Genomic DNA, 17,782 nt, shown 5'->3' on the forward strand with positions numbered 1-17,782 from the left:
AAGACTGGCCTGGCTCCGCTCTCGCTTCGCCAGGCCAGTCTTTGATTCGCTTGTTCTACCCCTTGCAGGCCTCTTTTTTGTACTGTCCGCACAATATGGGGCGGTTCAGGATGCAGGGCTTTTTCTTTTATTTGAAAGGAGTCAATCAAGATGAGTCTGAAATATACCTGCCCCAGCTGTGGGACCCCCTTGGGCTATGAGGGATTGTGTTGGAAATGCAAGTGTGAACAGGATCGAAACGCGGCCCTCGCCTGGACACCGGAACAGATCGCGGAAAAGCAGCAAAATCTGATTCAGAACATCCAGCGGCTGGAAGAGATGGAGGACCCGGAACTCAATGACTTTTGGCAGCTGCTCAGTTACCGGAACGCCATCACCCCGGAGATTCAGCGGGCGGCACTGGCCGCTGAGGTGTTCTGGCCCTGTGAGATCTATTATCACGCTCCCGCCGATGTGCGGGATGGCCTGATCCATGCGCTGTTGTCCACGGAAGATTCCAACGTAGCCTCCCAGCTGATGAGCTGCCTTGCTATGCAGGGAGATGACAAAGCAATGGAGACACTGCTGGAGCTGGAGCGGAATCCTCGCCCCTGGCGAAAGGGCCTCTATGTGGACCCATCCAGCTACGCCCAGATCGGCGGCTGGACTTTTGATAAAGAGGGCCGCCGAACTCAGCTCACCTTCGACACCTGTTATCCCATGGTCAAGGGAGCTTCCAGCGAAGCATCCCCTGTCCGCATTGGTCGGGCGCGAAAGGACACCTGCCCCCACTGCGGCGGGCGTATGGCGGATATGCTGGTACTGGATGGTCGGGACGAGCGGCTCCGGTTCCTGGGGCTGAATGGCATCCTGACCGCCACCTGCTGCCCCAGCTGTGTGGGATTTTTGAAAGGTCCAGCTTTCAATCGCTTCACTTTGGACGGCGGCGTGGAGATCTTTCCTTCTGAACTTTTTGACGGAGAGGAAAAGATGGATTGCTATGTTAGCCCCGAGGAGTACAAGGCCCTCACCGAGAATCCCTTTGTGCTGGGCAAATCTCCTGTTCCCCTGTTTTATGGATGCGCCCGTGAGGATGTAAACACCATCGGCGGCTTTGGCAACTGGGTTCAGGATGCAGAATATACCACTTGTCCCCAGTGCGGCAAACCCATGAAGTATTTGGCTCAGGTTCAGTGGGATACGGTGTTTGACTGTGCAGAAGGAACCCTCTATGTGGAGTTCTGTCCAGACTGCCAGATCGTCTCCATGCAGCATCAGCAGACTTGAAAGGAGAACGCACCATGAGTTTGCCAAAGCGTGACGGCGTACATGACCGCTACTATCTGATCCACAAGCCGGACACCTTCCCAGAGGTGCTGGCAGAAGCCGATCTCTGCATCCAGGATATCCTGAACGGCACCGCCCGTGAAAATCACGCTGGCTTTCCCACCGTGGTGCGGAATCACAAAGGAACACCGTTTCTTCCTGATCAGCTGCTGGAACGATATCTGTTCAGACTGCCGCTGAAGGGCTTTCCTTATGAAGAAGCAGTCGTCTTCTGCGATGCTCTCCGACGGCTGGTGGGCTGGCAGGAGATCCGCTATAAGCTGGGGAAGTACATCGAAAGCCAGGTACAGGAACGGTACTTCGATGTAGGGCAACGGGAGGACGGTTTCACCGTCTTTCCGCCCTGTACAGTTCGCCCAGAGCTGCCACTGGAAGATGCAGATGATGGCTTGCTGCACTTTGCCTGCTATGTGGCTGTCTGCCATACGGTGTATGGGGCCAGCTACGACTCCATCACCACCGAACACATCCTGGGGCTGGTTTCCCAGCTCTGCCCCGCTATGGTAAAGGAACTGAAAACCCATGGCAGCGGCAAGCTACCGCCCTCCATCCAAAAGAGAAAGACCAAGCACCTGACCGCATCAGCCAATGACGCCTTTGCCACCATCTGTATCACCGCCAGAGACTGCGGCGAGGGGGCCTGTGAGGAAGCTCTCACCTATCTGATTGAGACTTTGGAGCAGCCGGGGTTTCCCCGCAGCTATTCCATCGAGTTCAGGGGGCCCGAGAAGATCTACCTGCCCATTCCCGGCCTGCCTAGGAAGAGCATCAACCAGTTGTTCGCCTGTGCAGTGCGGTACCCCCGCCTCCATGTCCGAATGGAGAATTATGCCCGGCTGGCCATGCGGGAGGATGAGTGGTATCAAAACCTCGCGGATCAAGCCTGTGCCATGCCTGGCACCTTTGCCGTGTTTGCCTTGGGGCTGGAGGGGCCGAAGTGGTGGCGGCTGGTGTGCGATTACCTGGATCGCTGTGATGCCGAGCACTCCTCTTTGCAGGAAAAGTTTATTCACACCTTTTTCGAGAAGTACGGGTTTACTTCCCAGTCCCTGCCGGTGTTGGTCCACGGTGTCCAGTCCATGCAGAATCTGAAGCCCGTAAAGGAGTTCCGCACTCTGATCGCCAATGAGGAGAGCCTGGATGCTCTACTGGAAATTAAGACGCATCTGGAATATTACCTGCCGGACGAATCCCGCAGTGACAAAAAGGCGCCGGCCTACCTGTGGCGTGATGTGCTCTGGGCCATTTGGGGTTCATCCTCCGAAAATGGCGGCAGCAAAGTCATCAAGTCTGCGCCGAAAGACCTGAAAGAGAAATACCGGCAAGTATTTGCGTAAGGAGAAGTCCATGAAAAAGAGAACGGCCAAGGACTTTATTGCCCTGTACGCCCCAGAAGATGAGGAAAAACTGGTACTGATTCAGGACGGTGTCAGCGCGGACAAAACCTTTCTGGATACCTACTGGGCGGCGCATACCCATGCCCTCGCCATGGCGGATGTCCAGACCGGACAGGCGATCTCCGGTCGATGCTACCTGAGCTGGCCGCTGACGGACAAGGAACGGGATGCCGGCGACTATTCCAAGCGGTTTACCAAGGGCCAGATCTACCGGATCAAAGCCCGCGGCTGGAAAGGTGATGCCCTCTACGAACCTCAGTGGTATGTTACGGCGGTGCTGGAGGAAAATGTCCCCTGCCCTGCTCTGGAAGCGATCTGGGCGGAGTATATAAAACCTATCCTTCTGAAAGATGAAGTGCTGGGGACCCTCACCCTGGACCGTGAATTGAGCACATTCGATGGGACCTGTCCGTGGATGGGAAGTGAAGTCCGCATTTCGCTGGACGTAGATATGGAAAAGAAAGCCTCCTGGACCCGCGCCGTCAACGTGATGAAGAAGCTGCTGGCCGACCAGGAGACTTGGGACCAGTCCCTGCGGGCCATGGCTGCCCAGAAGCTCACGGTGCGGGCCAACGAATGGCTGGCGGACAATGACCAGACCGACCGAGACCCAGAGAAAGACCCCATCACGGAGGATGAGTTCGCCCGGCGCATCCTGCTCACTGAGTTTACAGTATCTCCTGGTGGGCGCTTTACTGCATGGTTTGAGGACGATGATCTGTTCTGGGGCCATGTGATCACTGTGGATGGGACACTGAAAAAAGGGGCCGTTGATGCGGATATACAGGGGTAAAGAGAGGAGGATACCTAAATGAACAGCGAGCAGATTACTGCCTTTTTACAGGAGCATTGGAACTTTGTCACCCTAGCCATTGGCGTGGTAATTCTGATCGGAGCCATTTTGAACTGGAACTGGCTCTGCGACCCCACCGGCAAGCCGGACTCTCACCGCTATGGCCGCGGCTCCAGGCGGGTGATCTTCTTCCTACTGGGAATCGTGCTGATTGTGACCAGCATCATGTCCTGGGTACTGTAAGGGGGACAACAAAATGTCATTCAAATTTACATTCCGGGAGATCACCCCAGAAGATACGGAAATTTTGTGTATGCTCAAACTGCGGAACGCAAAGCCGGAGGAGCATATTTGCTGCGAGATCCTAAGAGGCGACGGTATCACCATGAAGACCTGGTACAGCAAGGCGGATGTAGCCCTCTGGGGAGAGGACTACATCAAGGCCAATTCCAAAATGAAATATATAGACGGCGACTGGACGGTCAGTTTAGATATGGAGCCGTGGAACCGCACACACGGCGTATCTTCGAAAGAAGTCACATCCCCGCCCTCTCCCCGTTATCCCACCTGGCTCACCGGCCATGTGAAAGAGTGGACGCAAAAACGCCTGCCCACCGTGACATTGTGTTCTACCACTGGCAATGAACTGCTGGAGGTTTGGTATTACGGAGATTTGCTCACGTTGAAAGGAGAACCCCAATCCTATATTGTAGACAGCGATGATGCTCCCGGATTGGTGGCAGCCCGCGACCCAGAGAGCGGCGAGGAGTTCGTCATCTTTGATGGTGGACGGCATGGCTACGACAATATGTTCTGCAATGAACATGATCCATCCGAACTGGAACGCCGTCTCCTCAAGCGGTATGAAATCCCCGCCTCCAAGTTGGTGCTGGAGCTGGGGTACAGCGTGGACTACGAGGACGAAAAAGAAGACTTCGAACCAGATGAGACGGATACTGTGGAATTGATCATCGGCGAGCGTATGCCTTGGGAACAGGTCAAGCGGGACGGCATTGACTATATCGCCCTTTACTATGTGAACGAGAAAGGAAAACCAGTCCAGATATTGGACGCAGAGCTGGCGTAAGTACAGCTATCTATCCTTTGCTAATCCGAGGAGGTGTCCCATGACCCAAGAAGAACAGATTCGCCTCTATCGGCTGATGGAAAAGCTCAACTGGTTTTTCCATCAAGAGATGCACTACCTGGATCGGGAAACGGCGGAAAAGACCGCACGAGAGTGTTACCCGGAGATTCGGGATTTTACATACGACATTTTATGGAACGATCTGCCCAAAGAGGTCCAGGAACAGCTCATGGATGAGGGGGAATCCCTGTGAGTACGCTGATTCAATCCTTTGAAAATTTGCACGACAACAAAGTCCTGCGCTGCTGCACTGACTTTGAAGCCCACACCCTGCACATGGATACCCAGACCGAGACCGGAGAGAAAGTATCCGTTCACTTCACCGGCCTGTTGGCCCACTGGTTTGAAAATGTGGTTCAGGATAACATCCTCTTTGGCATGGACGAAATAACCCTGGACGGATTTTTTGAACAGTACAAAGACCTGCTGGGCGGGACCATCTCTTACGGCTTTCCCGCCTGTTGCAGCATCGAGGAACTGCGGGAGCGCATGGACCGGGAGCACATCCGGGTATTTGTCATCGACTCTTCCCTTGGGCTGTGCGGATTTGTACTGGCTCAGGAGGTGGAACTGCAATGTCCATAACTGCCTATAAAGTGGAAGCCGTCGGTCATGACCGAACCGGCAAGGACTTCGGCTATGTGAATATCATGTACCGCTATAGCAACAAGCAGTCCTGTCCTCGGCCGGATCAATGCGAAAAGATAGAGGTCATGTGGGCGGACGAGAGCGTCTACGGGCCGCCTGCCCCTGGCAGCAAGGTGGGCGACTTTATACAAACATGGCTGATGGGCTCCTGGGACTGCGGAGTATTTACCCACCGGGAGATTGCCCAGCGGCTCATGGATACCTTCACCGGCCTGAAGCTCAAGGAACTGGCGTGGTTTGAGAACCCCAGAGAAAAGACTCTGAAAAACGGCAAGCCTCGTGTGCGCCGGGCCAAGTGGCTGCCGGAGCGTGAGGTAGATTTGGTGTATCTCTACTCCGATTACTATATTGACGCAAGAGAACCTGTTTCTGCCCAAACCGACTTTTTCACCGTAACAAGGATGGACGCCTGGGGTGTGAGCACCTGGTTCATGTGTACCTCAGAGGCCGCCGGAAAGTTGATCGCCATGGATTACGACAATCTGGCCGTCAAGGAAACCACCATTGTGGGATAGGAGAAAATGAATGATGACTTTGGAACAACTGCCCTCCAAAGGCGTAAAGCGAGAACAAGCCATTTTGGAGTTGGGCAAGGATGAAGCAAACGGCGAACTGCTTTTCCAGCTTGTGAATACAGAAAAGGGCAAATGCAAAACGGCTGCTCAAAAGGCTTTGGCGCAGCTGGAGTATGCCCCTGCTGCCCCACTGTGGGCCAAACTGGTCAAGGGCAAATGGATGGGCAGCAATATCATGTCGGATACCTGTTCCAACTGTGTATCGGAGCAGATTGCCCCAGTTATTCTAAAGACTCTCTCCCAGCTGCTGGACGAGGGGGACACAAAGCCACTGGGTATCGAACAACTGAACTTCTGTTTCCATTTGATGTTGGGGAAAGCCTCGCCTAAAATGCTGGAGGTCTACCGCTTCCTGGCGGAAAACACCCAGCGGATCGCCCAGCTGAAACGCACGCCTGTTTATTCTGATGATGATTGTACCTCCTGGTGGATTACGGACGGGCTTCGCATTTGGGATGCCACACCCAAGGAAAAAGAGAAAATTCCCGCCGTGATGCTGACCGCCTCCCTGATCCGCAACTCGGAGGAGCGGCTGCAAGCATTGGCTGATGAGCTGAATGAACGCTACGGCGGCAGCTGGCTGATGCCAGTCTTTATGAAGGCGATCCTCACCCAGTCCAAGGAGCAGGTGTACGAGACCTATTCGCCCCTTCTGGATACGCCGCAAAAAGCCTATTTGTTCCATGCGCTGGGAATGCTCCATTACCGCTGTTATCCGGAAGGCTGGACCTATGAACGCCTGGGCCCGGATGGAATGATTGCTCTGATTTTCTGGGGGGATTATAGCTATGGAACCTATGACACAAGGTTTATGATTGAACGCTATGTGGATCTGGATGAGCGATGGCTCTTTGATCTGGCCAAGGACCCGGAGGGCCACAAACCTACGGTGACATGGCAGACCTACAACCGGGGCGGTGTTCTGTATGGAAGCTACGACGAAATGTTCATCAGCCTGCTGCCCCGCAAGGTGGAAAACCCGGAACTGAAGCGCATTCTGCGGGAATACTTCCGTATTCGCAGCGAAAAAGTGAAAGTGGAGGAAAGTATTACGGTTTATAAAGACGCTGCTGAGCGGTTCGGGGATGAATGAGTACAAGTCGAGAAAGCAGGTGCCTTATGTACCAAATTGCATATATTGGCCGCTGGGAGACCCTCCCGGAAACGGCTGCCGCCATCTGTGACCATGACACTCCCAAGCTGGAGGCGTTGCTCCAGGGCGGTCTGGATTTGGATGTTCCCATCCAGCTCAGCGAATACATCAAGCTGATGCCATTGGAGATTGCGGTTTTTCGGAATGATGTGCCCATGATCCACTTCCTGCTGGAGCATGGAGCTGATCCCGGTCTGGCAGAGGAACAGCCCCTGCTGCTTACCGCCGCCCGCTGTTGTGGGCCGGAGGTGGTGGCGCTCTTTGCTGGACAGGCCGCAAAACTCAGCCCGAAGCAGAAAGAGCGGGCCTTCCAGGAAGTGCGCTGGGGCAAGCGCCCGGAGAATATCCAGGTGCTGGAGCAGGCCGGGATCACAGTGGACAAGTTTGGCGGCGAGGCATTCCGGGCCGCTGTGTCCGAGGGCAATACCAAACTTGCCCGGCTGCTTCTGGAAAAAGGGGCGGACATCAATTACCACAAGCCGGACATGGTGTTTCCGAACGCCTCCACCGCTGTCACCGAAGCTGTCCGACACAAAAATCTCCCCATGGTGCGCTGGCTCATCGAGCAAGGAGCCGACATCACCATTGCTGACAAATACGGCGACCGGCCTTACACCGTGGCAGTGCAGAGCAAAAATCAGGAGCTGGCCGACTACCTGAAGGCCCTGGAACCGGAGGAATGGCACAACGAGCAGGAAAAGCTCCGGCAGCTCATGCCCTACAAACTGCCCGCCAAGCTGGTGGAATACTTGAAGACCGGCCCCCTGCGGCTGGAGTTCCCGGATCAGGAATGGGTGAAGTGGGCGGAGCTCTACTCCTTCATGGATGTGCAGGAGATGACCTGGAAACGGAAGAAGCTGCTCTCTCTGATGGTGCAGATGGATAACTACAGCGACTATCTGCTGCTGTGGAGCCCCAGGGACAAAAAGCTGTGGTATCTGGACATAGAGCATGAGGAATTCCACCCTCTGGCCAAATGGGATGACTTCATCGCAGATCCCGGACGGTATCTGAACGGGATGATCGAGGGTGAGTTTGAGGAGTAAAGCCATGACATCCATAGATTTTCTGAACAAGGTACATAAAAGCCTGGATTCGCAGGAATATAGCCTCTCTTATTCTCCGGCCAAGTTCAAGAATTATATGCTGTACTGCAATGGCAACTTCATCGGCGGCCTGTTCGATGAGGAACTGTGCTTCGTCTATGCCGACGGTGTGAGCGAGCTGCTGGGGCAGCCGGAACCCGTCTACTGCGGCTACTCCAGCACCGCCCAGCACAGGATGCTGGTGATCCCGGAGGAACACTGGGCAAAGGCGCTGAAACTGCTCTATGCCGAGAAATTTGACTGGAGCCGTTTGGTGTACGACATCACCTACACCAGCATCGGCGCGGCTGTGGTGGAAGACTTTTACGACGAGAATGTGGTGTTTCTGCGCTTCTGCTATGAAAAGGGACTTCTGAAAAAGAACCCTCTGGACCGACAGGGCCGTATCCTGCGGATGGTCTATTTCAATCAGGATCTGACAGAATCAGGCAAATATCTATTCCCCAGACTGCTGCAAAAGTTCCTTGCCTTTTTTGATCGGAAAGGAAAAACCAGTCTGGAAACCATGCTGAATCGATGGTACACCGCGCTGGAGAAGGAGTACCGCAGCCAGACAGCAGAATAAAGGAGGGCGGCAACATGACAGAAGAAAACAGAACCTACATCACCCATCTTAAGGTCACGGATGTCCCGTGGCATCAGCTCACCACCGCCTATGGCCGGGGGATAGATTTCCCCGCACACCTGACGGTGCTGGAGCAGATGTGTGATTTGGCGTCCGTCAAAAAATCCCTCTATGAGCTCACCACCAACATGGAGCACCAGAGTACCCTGTGGCACGCCACCCCCTTTGGCATGGTGTTCCTGAGCCGAATTTTAGAGAAGGCCCTCGCAGACAGCGGACAGAACCCCGTAGCTCATTTCCTGGCCGGGGAACTGCTGGACTTCTTCTCCTGCATCCTTCAGTGCTTCCACGATGGAGATGAGATGGAACACGCAGCCCCTCTCCCCCGCTTTTCCGACCTGCTGAAGGAAGAATACCTGTGGTCGGAGGAATATGACGAGGAAGAAGATGAGATGCGCTACGAGGAGGACGAGGTCTTCCCCGATGACCTGTTCTACAGCTTCTATTACTGCTCCTGGCAGGCGGTACTGGCCTACCAGGATGTATTGGAGCAAGTCCCGGCAGAGTTTGCCAAGCCCGCTGCCGAGGTGCTGGAACTGCTGTAAAGGAGGCTACACCGATGTTTGAAGAATTCTATGAGATGTACGAGCCCGAGGAGCAGGAAGTGGTCGCCCTGATCAATCGCTGCATTGGGGGCGGATATAACTGGAAAGGCAAATTTTGGGAAATGACCGTTGTGACGCTGGGCATGGTGTTCTGTGACACCGGCAAGGCCAGCACCAAAGAGGAACGGCTGGATTGGCCGGTCAGCGACGAGGAGCGGAACGGCGAAAAAGGCTGGGGACGCTTTCAAAAAGAGCAGATCTGCCGCCTGAAAATCCGCCGGATGAAGGAAGAATGGGCAAAGGATTTGGTGGTGCGGCCCTGGTGTATCTCCGAGATAGTCAAGGCCCATGAGGACTGCCCGGAACTCGGGGCCGTCCTGGAGGAATACCACAAGCCGGTGGTGATTCAGGACCAGGTGCTGGGAGAACTGACACTGGACAAGGACTACGGTTCCTTCGAGGGCAAAATCCAGTGGTGCGGAAAGGATGTGAGCCTTTCTCTGGAAGTCAATGCCGAGAGCAAGCCTTCCTGGACCCGCGCCCGCAGTGCCGCCAAGAAGCTGCTGGCCGACTGTGAAACCTGGGACAAGGCCATGCGGGAGCTTGCAGCCAAGAACCTGACCGAGCTGGCCAACAACTGGCTCTCGCAGGATGAGGAAAATCCCCGCAATCCGGAAACCGACCCCATCACAGAGGAAGAACTGGCCCGGCGGATCAGCATGACGAGCCTGTCCGTCACCTCCGGCGGCAGCTTCACCGCCTGGTTTGACTGCGACGAGATGTTCACCGACCATGCGGTGACGGTCTACGGCTCCCTGAAAAAGGGCCTCAAAACTGCCAACATTGAGGGGTAAGGAGGATAAAATTATGAAACTGAACTGTAAACGCATTGATTTTACATATACGCCCGGTGAGGAAATCTTCAACTTTCCCGAGGAATCGGGACTACCCTTTCTCTTCGATGTAGAGGAAGAACTGACCGGCGATCCTGCTGCCATGGATGCGGTGGGAAAAATGCTGGATGAGGCGGAGAAATTGGCGGAGAAGGCCAAAGCCGCCATCAAAGCGGCGCTGGCGGACGAGGACAGCCGCTACCATAGCGTTGTGACATTTTTCATGGAGTTCCACCGGGACGATGTAGGCCCGGATATTGCGGCGGAACTTTTTCCGGGAACCGACCCATCCAAGCTGTCCTTTGCAGAGATGGTGGACTTTTTGAAGCTCAAGCGGTTCGGCAGTCTGGTGGATGACGAGATGGAACAACAAGTTTTCATTATGGATCTGTCCTTCAACCCGGAGATCACCGACGAGCTGATGGTGATCTACTTTGACTTAAACGAGGAGATTTTCTGTATTACCCATGAAAGCTGAATCTGTTGCTTGTATTTTTGAGCCTGAGCCTGTCCAGTGGGGGCTTCGGGGTGACCCTTTCCTGTGGCAGCTTCTGAAGGAGCGGTATCAGGCGTTGGAACTGCCGTATCCACCCAATGTTCTCCGTGAGGAAATCCTCCACATCTTTGCGGATTTGGCCGGCGAGCTGCCGAAGCCGGGCAAACACTACTATGTAGATCAATTTGCCAAAACTCATGTAGGAATGTCCACTGGTTGGATAAGCGGAGATTTTTGGCAGGCTATGGCAATCCCACTGTTGATGGAACGGCTGGAGCAAACGAACAGTTCAAAGGAGTATGTATCATGATTTCCACAAAAGATTTATCTGGCCTTCCCAACGCGGAGCGCCTGAAAAACTTCTGCAAAGGCTTGGCAGCTCTGGACATCATCATGGTGGAGGAGGAATGGAGCTTCATCCGCCACTATACATACAACCCCGCATGGCGAAAAGGTAAAGAGGCATTCTTTGCCACCGATGGCAGTGACCAGAGCATGATTGTCATGTTTGCGCCGGAAGGCTGTGTAATCAATGGTGTGGATTCCGAACTCTACGACTGGGAGGAAAAACTTCCCCGTATCGAAGACCTGACGGATGGAATGCCCTCTGCTTTGCAAAAGCTCATGAGCAGCCGTGAAGTCAAAAAGATGAAAAGTACCTTCTGCGTCTGGACGGAAGATGGCACCACATGGCACTGCAATCCTATGGACGGCGAGGACGCATCCAAGGATCTGCTCTCCACGATGGATGGCAATCCGTTGAGCTATGTGGAGTACGGGAAGTGGTTTTATCCGGCCGATCTGCCTTTAGAAGCTGTGCGCCAGCTTGCTGATGGGGTTCCAGTGACAAAAGAACTGGTCACTTCGTTGAACCCGAAGCGCAATGAATGGGAAGAAATCAAGACGGGCCTGGATAAGATTGGGTATCCACATGAACTTTGATTGGCAGCCGACAGGAGAGGATTCGAATGATCAAAGAACGCATCCCCATCTCCGGCGATCTCAAAAGCAAGGTCAAGCAGCTGATGGAGTACGCCGGATGGCAGGAAGGGCGAAAAGTGGACATCTCCATTGCTGAGAAGTATTACGCCGATCATGGTGTCCCTATGATGAAGACCACCCAGCGGTTTTACCGCAAATATTTCGGCCTGTGCTGTGAGTGGTACCTGGAGCAGAAAAAACTGAACTGGGCGGCTGACTTCCAATTCGCTTTGTTCCCTTACCTGGTCAATGGGATCAAAAACCATTTGGAAGAAGCCTATTTTCGGGATATGTCCGGCTGTGAACTGGCAGAGATCGAACAGGCTGCCGGTGAAAAATGCCAGCCTATCGGTCATATCGGCTACTACTACCCGGCGGAGGTTTGGATCTCCGAATACGGGAAACTGTATGCGAAATATGAGTATCAGGATGAGATCGAGTGCTTTCCGGATGTGTTTGCCCTGATCGAACGGGACCTGCGGCAGTGTAAATTTGATTCCGCTGCCATGAAAACGGTTGAGGCATTGGATGGAAAGCTGTAAGAACTCTTCAAGGAGGAACTGACATGAGCATCAAAGAGAAACTGGAGTCTTTGGGCAGAAACAGCATTCAGCTGAAAATTGCCAGAAAAGAAACATACAAGCTGGGCGCTACCCGCTTCGGCGGGAAGCCGGATGTGCCGCCGGACTTCGTTTGGCCCACCTATGAGGGCGAGAGCTATGACCATGTGGTGAAGGATCGTCCTCTCACTTTCCTGGCTCAGTTCAACTGTGCGGAGCTGGCCCAGTTTGACAAAGAGCATCTTCTGCCTGATCACGGCCTGCTCTCCTTCTTCTATGAGACGGATACCCAGTGCTGGGGCTATGACCCCAAGGATCAGGGCTGTGCCCGCGTTTACTGGTTCGAGGACATGTCCGCGCTGTCCGCCGCTGACTTCCCGGCGGATATGGAGGAAGACTTCAAATTTCCTATGGTCAAAATCAAGATGGACTCAAAATACTCCTATCCTTCCTGGGAGGACTTCAGCGAGGTGTTCCCGGATGAGGAGGATGACGACGCTTTCGACGAGGCTTGGGAGGAACTGACCGGCGAGGCCCCCGAGGACCCGGAGGATCGCTCCCAGCTGCTGGGTTGGCCCGATGTGATCCAGAACAGTATGTTCGACGAGTGCGACCTGGTATCCCAGGGCTATCGCCTGGGGAATCCCGAAAACTGGAATAGAATCCCGAAGGATATCCGCCAACAGGCGGAAGAAACGGCCCGTGACCGCTGGATGCTGCTGTTCCAGCTGGATACCGTGGAGCAGGGTGACTTCGAGTTGATGTTCGGAGACTGCGGGCACATCTATTTCTATATCACCAAAGAGGATCTGGCCGCCCGCCGCTTTGACCGGATCTGGCTGGTCCTCCAGTGCTGTTAAAAATATGAAACAGGACTTTACTATTTGGCGCAATCAAATATTGCAGAATCCCCAGAACATTTCACCGCTGAAATTTGGTATGTCACAGGATGAGGTGATAGAAATTTTCGGGAATCCCGATGCCGTTTCCACCATGAGAAGCCACGAGAAACCTTTGATCCTCAAATATCATGACATTGAACTGCATTTCGATAGAAAGGCCCCTCATGGACTCTACTTAGTTTACAGCGACGACGAGATCGAGCTGAGCATAACAGATCATCACGAAGAACTGCTGCAGCCAATCACCAGCACAGAGCCGGTGGACAACGAATTTTTCCTTCGGGATGGAGCCGTTTATTTCTCTGGCCTATATGAAAACGGCTTGTTGAAGGGTGTTTCGCCCAAAGACTTCTGCTGCTGGCATTACTGGGGCAAATCCTCTACGGCCTGCTTTCTCGGCGGGATTCGCCTGCGTGGAGCAGACCCGGCATCGTTTCGGGTACTAAACTATGCCTACGCGATGGACAAAACAGCCGTCTATACCACCAGCGGGAGAATCCCAGATGTAGAGCTGGCAACCTTCCAGGTATTAGACAATGGCCAGAACGATTCGGGTGCGCCCCAGGGATATGCAAAGGACAGCCGGCAAGTCTATTTCCACAACGGAGACGGCAGGGTGAAGATCATCAAAGGCGCGGAAGTTTCCTCTTTCCGCTCGTTGGGTGACACCTATTTTGCCAGGGATGAGAAACGGATCTATGCTTACGGTAAGCAGCTCCCCAAGGCAGATCTCCCCTCATGGGAATTGCTCAGTCACTGGTATTCCCGCGATGCCAGGCGGGTGTACTACCTCAACCGGGAGATTAAGGGGGCGGTTCGGGACAGTTTTACGGTATGCACCCCGCTGGACGCACCTCCGCTTGCCGATCATCTGGCCCGTGACAAGGAACATTTTTACCAAAACGATGAGATGATTGAAGAACCGCTGTGGCGGGAAAGGCTGCATGAGTTAAAACCAGAACAGTAAACGGGGGGAAAACGGCGATGGATTATTTGAAGGCACTGCATGAAAACCCTGATTTGGCAAAGGAGTTTGATTCCCTTTTTGACTTCTTCCTGCTGGATGAGTTGTCTCCGAGGGATGAGGCGGATGGTCGAGCAACCTTCACACTGCCCGGTATGGCTTTTGCCAGAGATGGCTCCGGCGGAGAATACCACCTGTTGGAAGATGGCTCCATCGGCTATTACAGCAGCGAAGGTGAGGCAGGCCGTCTGGCTGAGAGCATGGATGACCTTTTTTCACTGATTGTGAGCTGCATCTGCTGGCACGACTGCTGTGACGCAAAGGAGTATGCGGCCTCCAAAACACTGGAGGAATATGGACAGAGGCAGCGCAACATCAACTTGGAAGATATGGATATGGACAGCTGGCGGCGGGTGGCTGATGCGCTCGGCATCCCTACTGATGAGCCGCTGGCTCCGGTTCTGGAGCGGTTCCGCAAAGCAACACAACGCCAGCCTCTGTATCAGTGTATGTTCCATGAGGATGATGGCAGCCTGACCGAATCATACGGCTTGATGTTTGAATGAGAAAGGAGCAATCCCTATGAAAGCATTTGACCCCAATTACAAGCTGCTGGACGAGATGTATCAGGACGATTACTATCCTACTTTTCTGGTAGACAAGGTAAAGGACGAACTCCAGAAAGTCATCGACCTGTTGGAGAGCGGCGAAACCGACACCGAAGTGGTGCAGGAAACGCTGGACGAGGCGGTCTGCGGAATCAATGACCTTCAGGATGAATTTTACGAGAACGACAGCGAGATTGAAACGGTGGCACGGGACTGCATCGGCGTTACCGTGGCCTACATTTTGAAATGGTTTGGCATTCCCATTGATATGGAGGAGGCCATCCGGGAAAGGGACTGGTGAAAACAATGTCCATTGAAAATATGTTTGGCGACCTGGATAAGATCGACATTCTGGCGGAAAAACCCGAAACAAAGGAAGTTTTAATGGTCCTCGTCTGCAACGGGTTCATTGATGGCTCCCCGGAAACACAGAAGGCCCTGCTCGACAAGATGGAGGGCTATCTGAACCACACCCAGAGCGAGGAATTTCAAAGGGAATATGGGGACTGGTCCGTGATTTTGCGGGTGACCCTTGGTCGGGAACCGGATGAGCGTATCCTGGCCCTGCTCAGCAAGTGCCCCGCATGGGCAGAGGACTATGGCGTAAAGCTGGAAATTGAAATTGGAGGAAAACAGGTTCGCATTGTAGAGAGCTGACCGATGCTCAAACCGAATCAACAGGAGGAAACAAGTATGCCGACAACCGAATGGCTGAACAAATACGAATCCATCAAGGACAAACTGACCTGCAAAACGGACCTGGAAGCCTATTTTACTGAAAAAGAAATCGGAACTATGGAAGTGGACGTGCTGGACATCGGCGCAGTTCACTTCCATACCGGAACCATCTTTGCCTGTGACCCGCTGGTGGAGCTGGAGGACACGCCGCCCTTCATCCAGACCATTCCCGCTGGAACATATCCGGTGAAGATCTGCGTGGTCCCCAGCAAAAAATACGGCGACCGCTACGCCTGCGCCAAGGTGGAGGTCAGCCAGGAGAAACCTGTCCGCTATGAGCTAGCCATGACAGGCAAAGAGGACCTCAATGAGGAACTGGGCGAGGACGATTATTTTGGCTTTGGCGTAGACGCCGGGATGGGCTGTGTGGCAGACATCCAGACCCAGGCAGCCTTCAAGACCTACTGGGCCAAGCGGCTGGAGGAAGACCCGGATATCGACCCTTATAACGACCTGTTCTGCGACCTGCTGGAGGAGAACGCCAAGGCCCAGCCCCAATATCAATCGAGCTATGGCGACTGGCTCAACTGGACCGTGCCGGACACCGACTGCAATCTGCCCATCTTCGCCTCGGGCTGGGGCGACGGCTACTATCCGGTCTACTTTGGCTACGACGCCAAAGGCACAGTCTGTGCCGTGTATCTGCATTTCATCGACATTGAATCCAGCTACAAAGAACAGGCATAAGGAGGCAAACCATGGAATGGCCAAAACGGGCACGGACAGCAGACTGGGTAAGTGGCGTCCTGACCTTAGACGGAGAAAAGCAGTTTGAAGTCCCGGAGCTGACCGCAGAGATCATGGAGCGGCTGGCCGGTTACACCCTGGTGGGCTTCCATGTGAAAGGCTATCCGGTGACGGATGACCTGCTCTCCCCTTTTGCTGGGCATAAAAGCATGGCCAACTTCGGCGTTGAGGACAGTGCCCTCACTGACGCCTGTTTTCCCGTTTTTTCCGCTATGCCCAAGCTGCGCATCCTGCTGTTGACCGGGAACGACGGGATCGACGGAAGCGGCCTGTCCGCTCTGCAAAACTGTAAGCTGGACCTGCTGGCCCTTGACCACACCGGGCTGGATGATGCCGGTCTGCTCCAGGCAGCCTCCATCCCCAAACTCTCCCACATCTGGATCGACCACACTGCTGTTACTTATGATGGACTGCTGGCTGTCGCCGGCAACAACTACATCCACCCGGTGGCCCATGTGCAATTCACTAAGGAGCAGATGGAACACTTCTCCCAGCTCCAGCGGGAAAAGGCCAAAAAGCCCATCCAGCTGGATGAGAAGGCAGCGGAGGAATGCCGCAGGGTGCTGTCCGCTTTCTTTACAGAAATGACGGAATGGGAGCAGTACATGGAGCAGGTTGGGTTTGAAGATGCCGAGGCTGTGCCCCGCCTGCTGGCAATCTGGGAGAAGTATGTGAGCGAAAAGCCCCGTCCGGGCTACCGGCCTCTGGGCCTCTCATACAGTGCCCAGGGTACCTACGACGGAGAAGAATTCCTTGATGCGGAGCAGATCACCAGGAATAAGCTCTACATCTACACCAGGGAGAAAAACACCGGCTTTGACCGTCGCTTTCTGATGAAGCGTGTGGGCGATGGCTGGAAAATCGACGCAGTGCAGGAGCGGCTGGACGGTTGGCAGCGGACAGGATTGTAAGGGAGGTATTATTGATGATACATAGGTTTACGGAAGTATTAAACGATCTTGTCAATTATTTTCTCCTTGGTGATATTTTGTTGCTGGAGGACTGGAAGCAGGCAAATAACCTTTCAGACGATTTGGCGATGGAGTTTACGACAAATGAAAGCGGCGACAGGGTGTTTGCCGAAGGAATTGTAATCCCAATGACCGGTATTGAAAACTATCCCTATACCATATTGTTCAATCTCTCTGGTGATAGACCAGAGCTGTGCAAAGAAGGAAACCGATTGCAACTTAGAAAAAGTGGTTATTCCCTCAAAGTAGATCATAATACGCTGATGCTTTTCACATGGCCGATATTGGAACAATTTACGCCTGAAAAGGTGAACGATCTGATTTCTTATTATAGAGTGTACAAGAAACCGATGATTGAACTCGCAAATGGGTGGTATGATATCGAGATTTTGGGTGGAGAAACCTTGCAGGACGGGGACTATGAACCTACATTTGAGTTTGTGATACAACCAGTTACAAGCGAAAAAGCCACCATAAATGCAGATATGAATTTTAGCTTTGAAATTACAAGCTCTGCTTATTAGAGAAATCTATCCCTACCGAAGATGAAACGGGAGCCGTGACGGGGATTCTATCTGGAAAAGAACGGATGAGAGGAGCGTGGTGC

The 17,782-nt window shown here is 53.6% G+C and carries 25 protein-coding genes; all 25 read left to right on the forward strand.

Annotation, left to right across the window (positions count from 1 at the left end):
- Positions 1 to 150 precede the first annotated feature (150 nt).
- The 25 genes from B5F27_RS09675 (at position 151) to B5F27_RS09795 (ending at position 17,699) form a co-directional block, all read left to right on the forward strand.
- The gene (locus B5F27_RS09675) at positions 151 to 1,266 is read left to right on the forward strand and encodes a hypothetical protein (protein WP_087366971.1); all 1,116 of its coding nucleotides are present in this window, start codon (positions 151 to 153) and stop codon (positions 1,264 to 1,266) included.
- Between the two features lie 14 nt (positions 1,267 to 1,280).
- Complete coding sequence (locus B5F27_RS09680; RefSeq protein WP_087366974.1) at positions 1,281 to 2,663, forward strand: DUF6138 family protein; 1,383 nt, start codon at positions 1,281 to 1,283, stop codon at positions 2,661 to 2,663.
- A 10-nt stretch (positions 2,664 to 2,673) separates the two neighbouring features.
- Positions 2,674 to 3,516, forward strand: coding sequence for a DUF2262 domain-containing protein (locus B5F27_RS09685; protein ID WP_087366977.1), 843 nt, complete (start codon positions 2,674 to 2,676; stop codon positions 3,514 to 3,516).
- An 18-nt stretch (positions 3,517 to 3,534) separates the two neighbouring features.
- Positions 3,535 to 3,759: an Imm17 family immunity protein gene (locus B5F27_RS09690; protein WP_087366981.1), complete on the forward strand. Its 225-nt coding sequence runs from the start codon at positions 3,535 to 3,537 to the stop codon at positions 3,757 to 3,759.
- Between the two features lie 13 nt (positions 3,760 to 3,772).
- Positions 3,773 to 4,603, forward strand: coding sequence for a hypothetical protein (locus B5F27_RS17245; protein ID WP_242962148.1), 831 nt, complete (start codon positions 3,773 to 3,775; stop codon positions 4,601 to 4,603).
- A gap of 40 nt (positions 4,604 to 4,643) precedes the next feature.
- Positions 4,644 to 4,856, forward strand: coding sequence for a hypothetical protein (locus B5F27_RS09700; protein WP_087366984.1), 213 nt, complete (start codon positions 4,644 to 4,646; stop codon positions 4,854 to 4,856).
- Positions 4,853 to 5,248, forward strand: coding sequence for a hypothetical protein (locus tag B5F27_RS09705; protein WP_087366987.1), 396 nt, complete (start codon positions 4,853 to 4,855; stop codon positions 5,246 to 5,248). The genes B5F27_RS09700 and B5F27_RS09705 overlap by 4 nt, the downstream gene beginning before the upstream one ends.
- Positions 5,239 to 5,826: a hypothetical protein gene (locus tag B5F27_RS09710; protein WP_087366990.1), complete on the forward strand. Its 588-nt coding sequence runs from the start codon at positions 5,239 to 5,241 to the stop codon at positions 5,824 to 5,826. Before B5F27_RS09705 ends, B5F27_RS09710 begins: the two co-directional genes overlap by 10 nt.
- 10 nt (positions 5,827 to 5,836) lie before the next feature.
- Positions 5,837 to 6,979 (forward strand): hypothetical protein, encoded by a 1,143-nt coding sequence (locus B5F27_RS09715; RefSeq protein WP_087366993.1) that lies wholly within the window; start codon positions 5,837 to 5,839, stop codon positions 6,977 to 6,979.
- Positions 6,980 to 7,005: 26 nt separating this feature from the next.
- Positions 7,006 to 8,085 carry an ankyrin repeat domain-containing protein gene (locus tag B5F27_RS09720; RefSeq protein WP_087366996.1) on the forward strand — a complete coding sequence of 360 codons (1,080 nt, stop codon included), beginning with the start codon at positions 7,006 to 7,008 and terminating at the stop codon, positions 8,083 to 8,085.
- A gap of 4 nt (positions 8,086 to 8,089) precedes the next feature.
- Positions 8,090 to 8,710 (forward strand): hypothetical protein, encoded by a 621-nt coding sequence (locus tag B5F27_RS09725; protein WP_087366999.1) that lies wholly within the window; start codon positions 8,090 to 8,092, stop codon positions 8,708 to 8,710.
- Between the two features lie 14 nt (positions 8,711 to 8,724).
- Positions 8,725 to 9,315: a hypothetical protein gene (locus B5F27_RS09730; RefSeq protein WP_087367002.1), complete on the forward strand. Its 591-nt coding sequence runs from the start codon at positions 8,725 to 8,727 to the stop codon at positions 9,313 to 9,315.
- A 14-nt stretch (positions 9,316 to 9,329) separates the two neighbouring features.
- Positions 9,330 to 10,169, forward strand: a complete 840-nt coding sequence (locus B5F27_RS09735; RefSeq protein WP_087367005.1) for a DUF2262 domain-containing protein — start codon at positions 9,330 to 9,332, stop codon at positions 10,167 to 10,169.
- 13 nt (positions 10,170 to 10,182) lie between these two features.
- A complete protein-coding gene (locus B5F27_RS09740) occupies positions 10,183 to 10,686 on the forward strand; it encodes a DUF2004 domain-containing protein (RefSeq protein ID WP_087367009.1) in 504 nt (167 codons plus the stop codon).
- A gap of 94 nt (positions 10,687 to 10,780) precedes the next feature.
- The gene (locus B5F27_RS09745; protein WP_158098227.1) at positions 10,781 to 11,014 is read left to right on the forward strand and encodes a hypothetical protein; all 234 of its coding nucleotides are present in this window, start codon (positions 10,781 to 10,783) and stop codon (positions 11,012 to 11,014) included.
- Complete coding sequence (locus B5F27_RS09750; RefSeq protein WP_087367015.1) at positions 11,011 to 11,646, forward strand: hypothetical protein; 636 nt, start codon at positions 11,011 to 11,013, stop codon at positions 11,644 to 11,646. Before B5F27_RS09745 ends, B5F27_RS09750 begins: the two co-directional genes overlap by 4 nt.
- A 26-nt stretch (positions 11,647 to 11,672) precedes the next feature.
- The gene (locus tag B5F27_RS09755) at positions 11,673 to 12,227 is read left to right on the forward strand and encodes an SUKH-3 domain-containing protein (RefSeq protein WP_087367018.1); all 555 of its coding nucleotides are present in this window, start codon (positions 11,673 to 11,675) and stop codon (positions 12,225 to 12,227) included.
- Positions 12,228 to 12,250: 23 nt separating this feature from the next.
- Entirely contained in the window at positions 12,251 to 13,105 is an 855-nt protein-coding gene (locus tag B5F27_RS09760) for a YwqG family protein (RefSeq protein WP_087367021.1), read from the forward strand.
- A 4-nt stretch (positions 13,106 to 13,109) separates the two neighbouring features.
- Complete coding sequence (locus B5F27_RS09765) at positions 13,110 to 14,114, forward strand: DKNYY domain-containing protein (RefSeq protein WP_087367023.1); 1,005 nt, start codon at positions 13,110 to 13,112, stop codon at positions 14,112 to 14,114.
- A gap of 17 nt (positions 14,115 to 14,131) precedes the next feature.
- Complete coding sequence (locus tag B5F27_RS09770; protein ID WP_087367026.1) at positions 14,132 to 14,677, forward strand: hypothetical protein; 546 nt, start codon at positions 14,132 to 14,134, stop codon at positions 14,675 to 14,677.
- 16 nt (positions 14,678 to 14,693) lie between these two features.
- Positions 14,694 to 15,020, forward strand: coding sequence for a DUF5713 family protein (locus tag B5F27_RS09775; protein ID WP_087367029.1), 327 nt, complete (start codon positions 14,694 to 14,696; stop codon positions 15,018 to 15,020).
- A gap of 5 nt (positions 15,021 to 15,025) precedes the next feature.
- Positions 15,026 to 15,376 (forward strand): DUF6572 domain-containing protein, encoded by a 351-nt coding sequence (locus B5F27_RS09780; protein ID WP_087367032.1) that lies wholly within the window; start codon positions 15,026 to 15,028, stop codon positions 15,374 to 15,376.
- Positions 15,377 to 15,379: 3 nt separating this feature from the next.
- Positions 15,380 to 16,144 carry a DUF4241 domain-containing protein gene (locus B5F27_RS09785; RefSeq protein ID WP_087367035.1) on the forward strand — a complete coding sequence of 255 codons (765 nt, stop codon included), beginning with the start codon at positions 15,380 to 15,382 and terminating at the stop codon, positions 16,142 to 16,144.
- A gap of 11 nt (positions 16,145 to 16,155) precedes the next feature.
- The gene (locus B5F27_RS09790; protein WP_087367038.1) at positions 16,156 to 17,115 is read left to right on the forward strand and encodes an NTF2 fold immunity protein; all 960 of its coding nucleotides are present in this window, start codon (positions 16,156 to 16,158) and stop codon (positions 17,113 to 17,115) included.
- A gap of 14 nt (positions 17,116 to 17,129) precedes the next feature.
- Complete coding sequence (locus B5F27_RS09795; protein ID WP_087367042.1) at positions 17,130 to 17,699, forward strand: hypothetical protein; 570 nt, start codon at positions 17,130 to 17,132, stop codon at positions 17,697 to 17,699.
- The last annotated feature ends 83 nt before the right edge of the window (positions 17,700 to 17,782 follow it).

Source organism: Faecalibacterium sp. An192, assembly GCF_002160175.1.
Classification (GTDB): Bacteria; Bacillota; Clostridia; order Oscillospirales; family Ruminococcaceae; genus Faecalibacterium.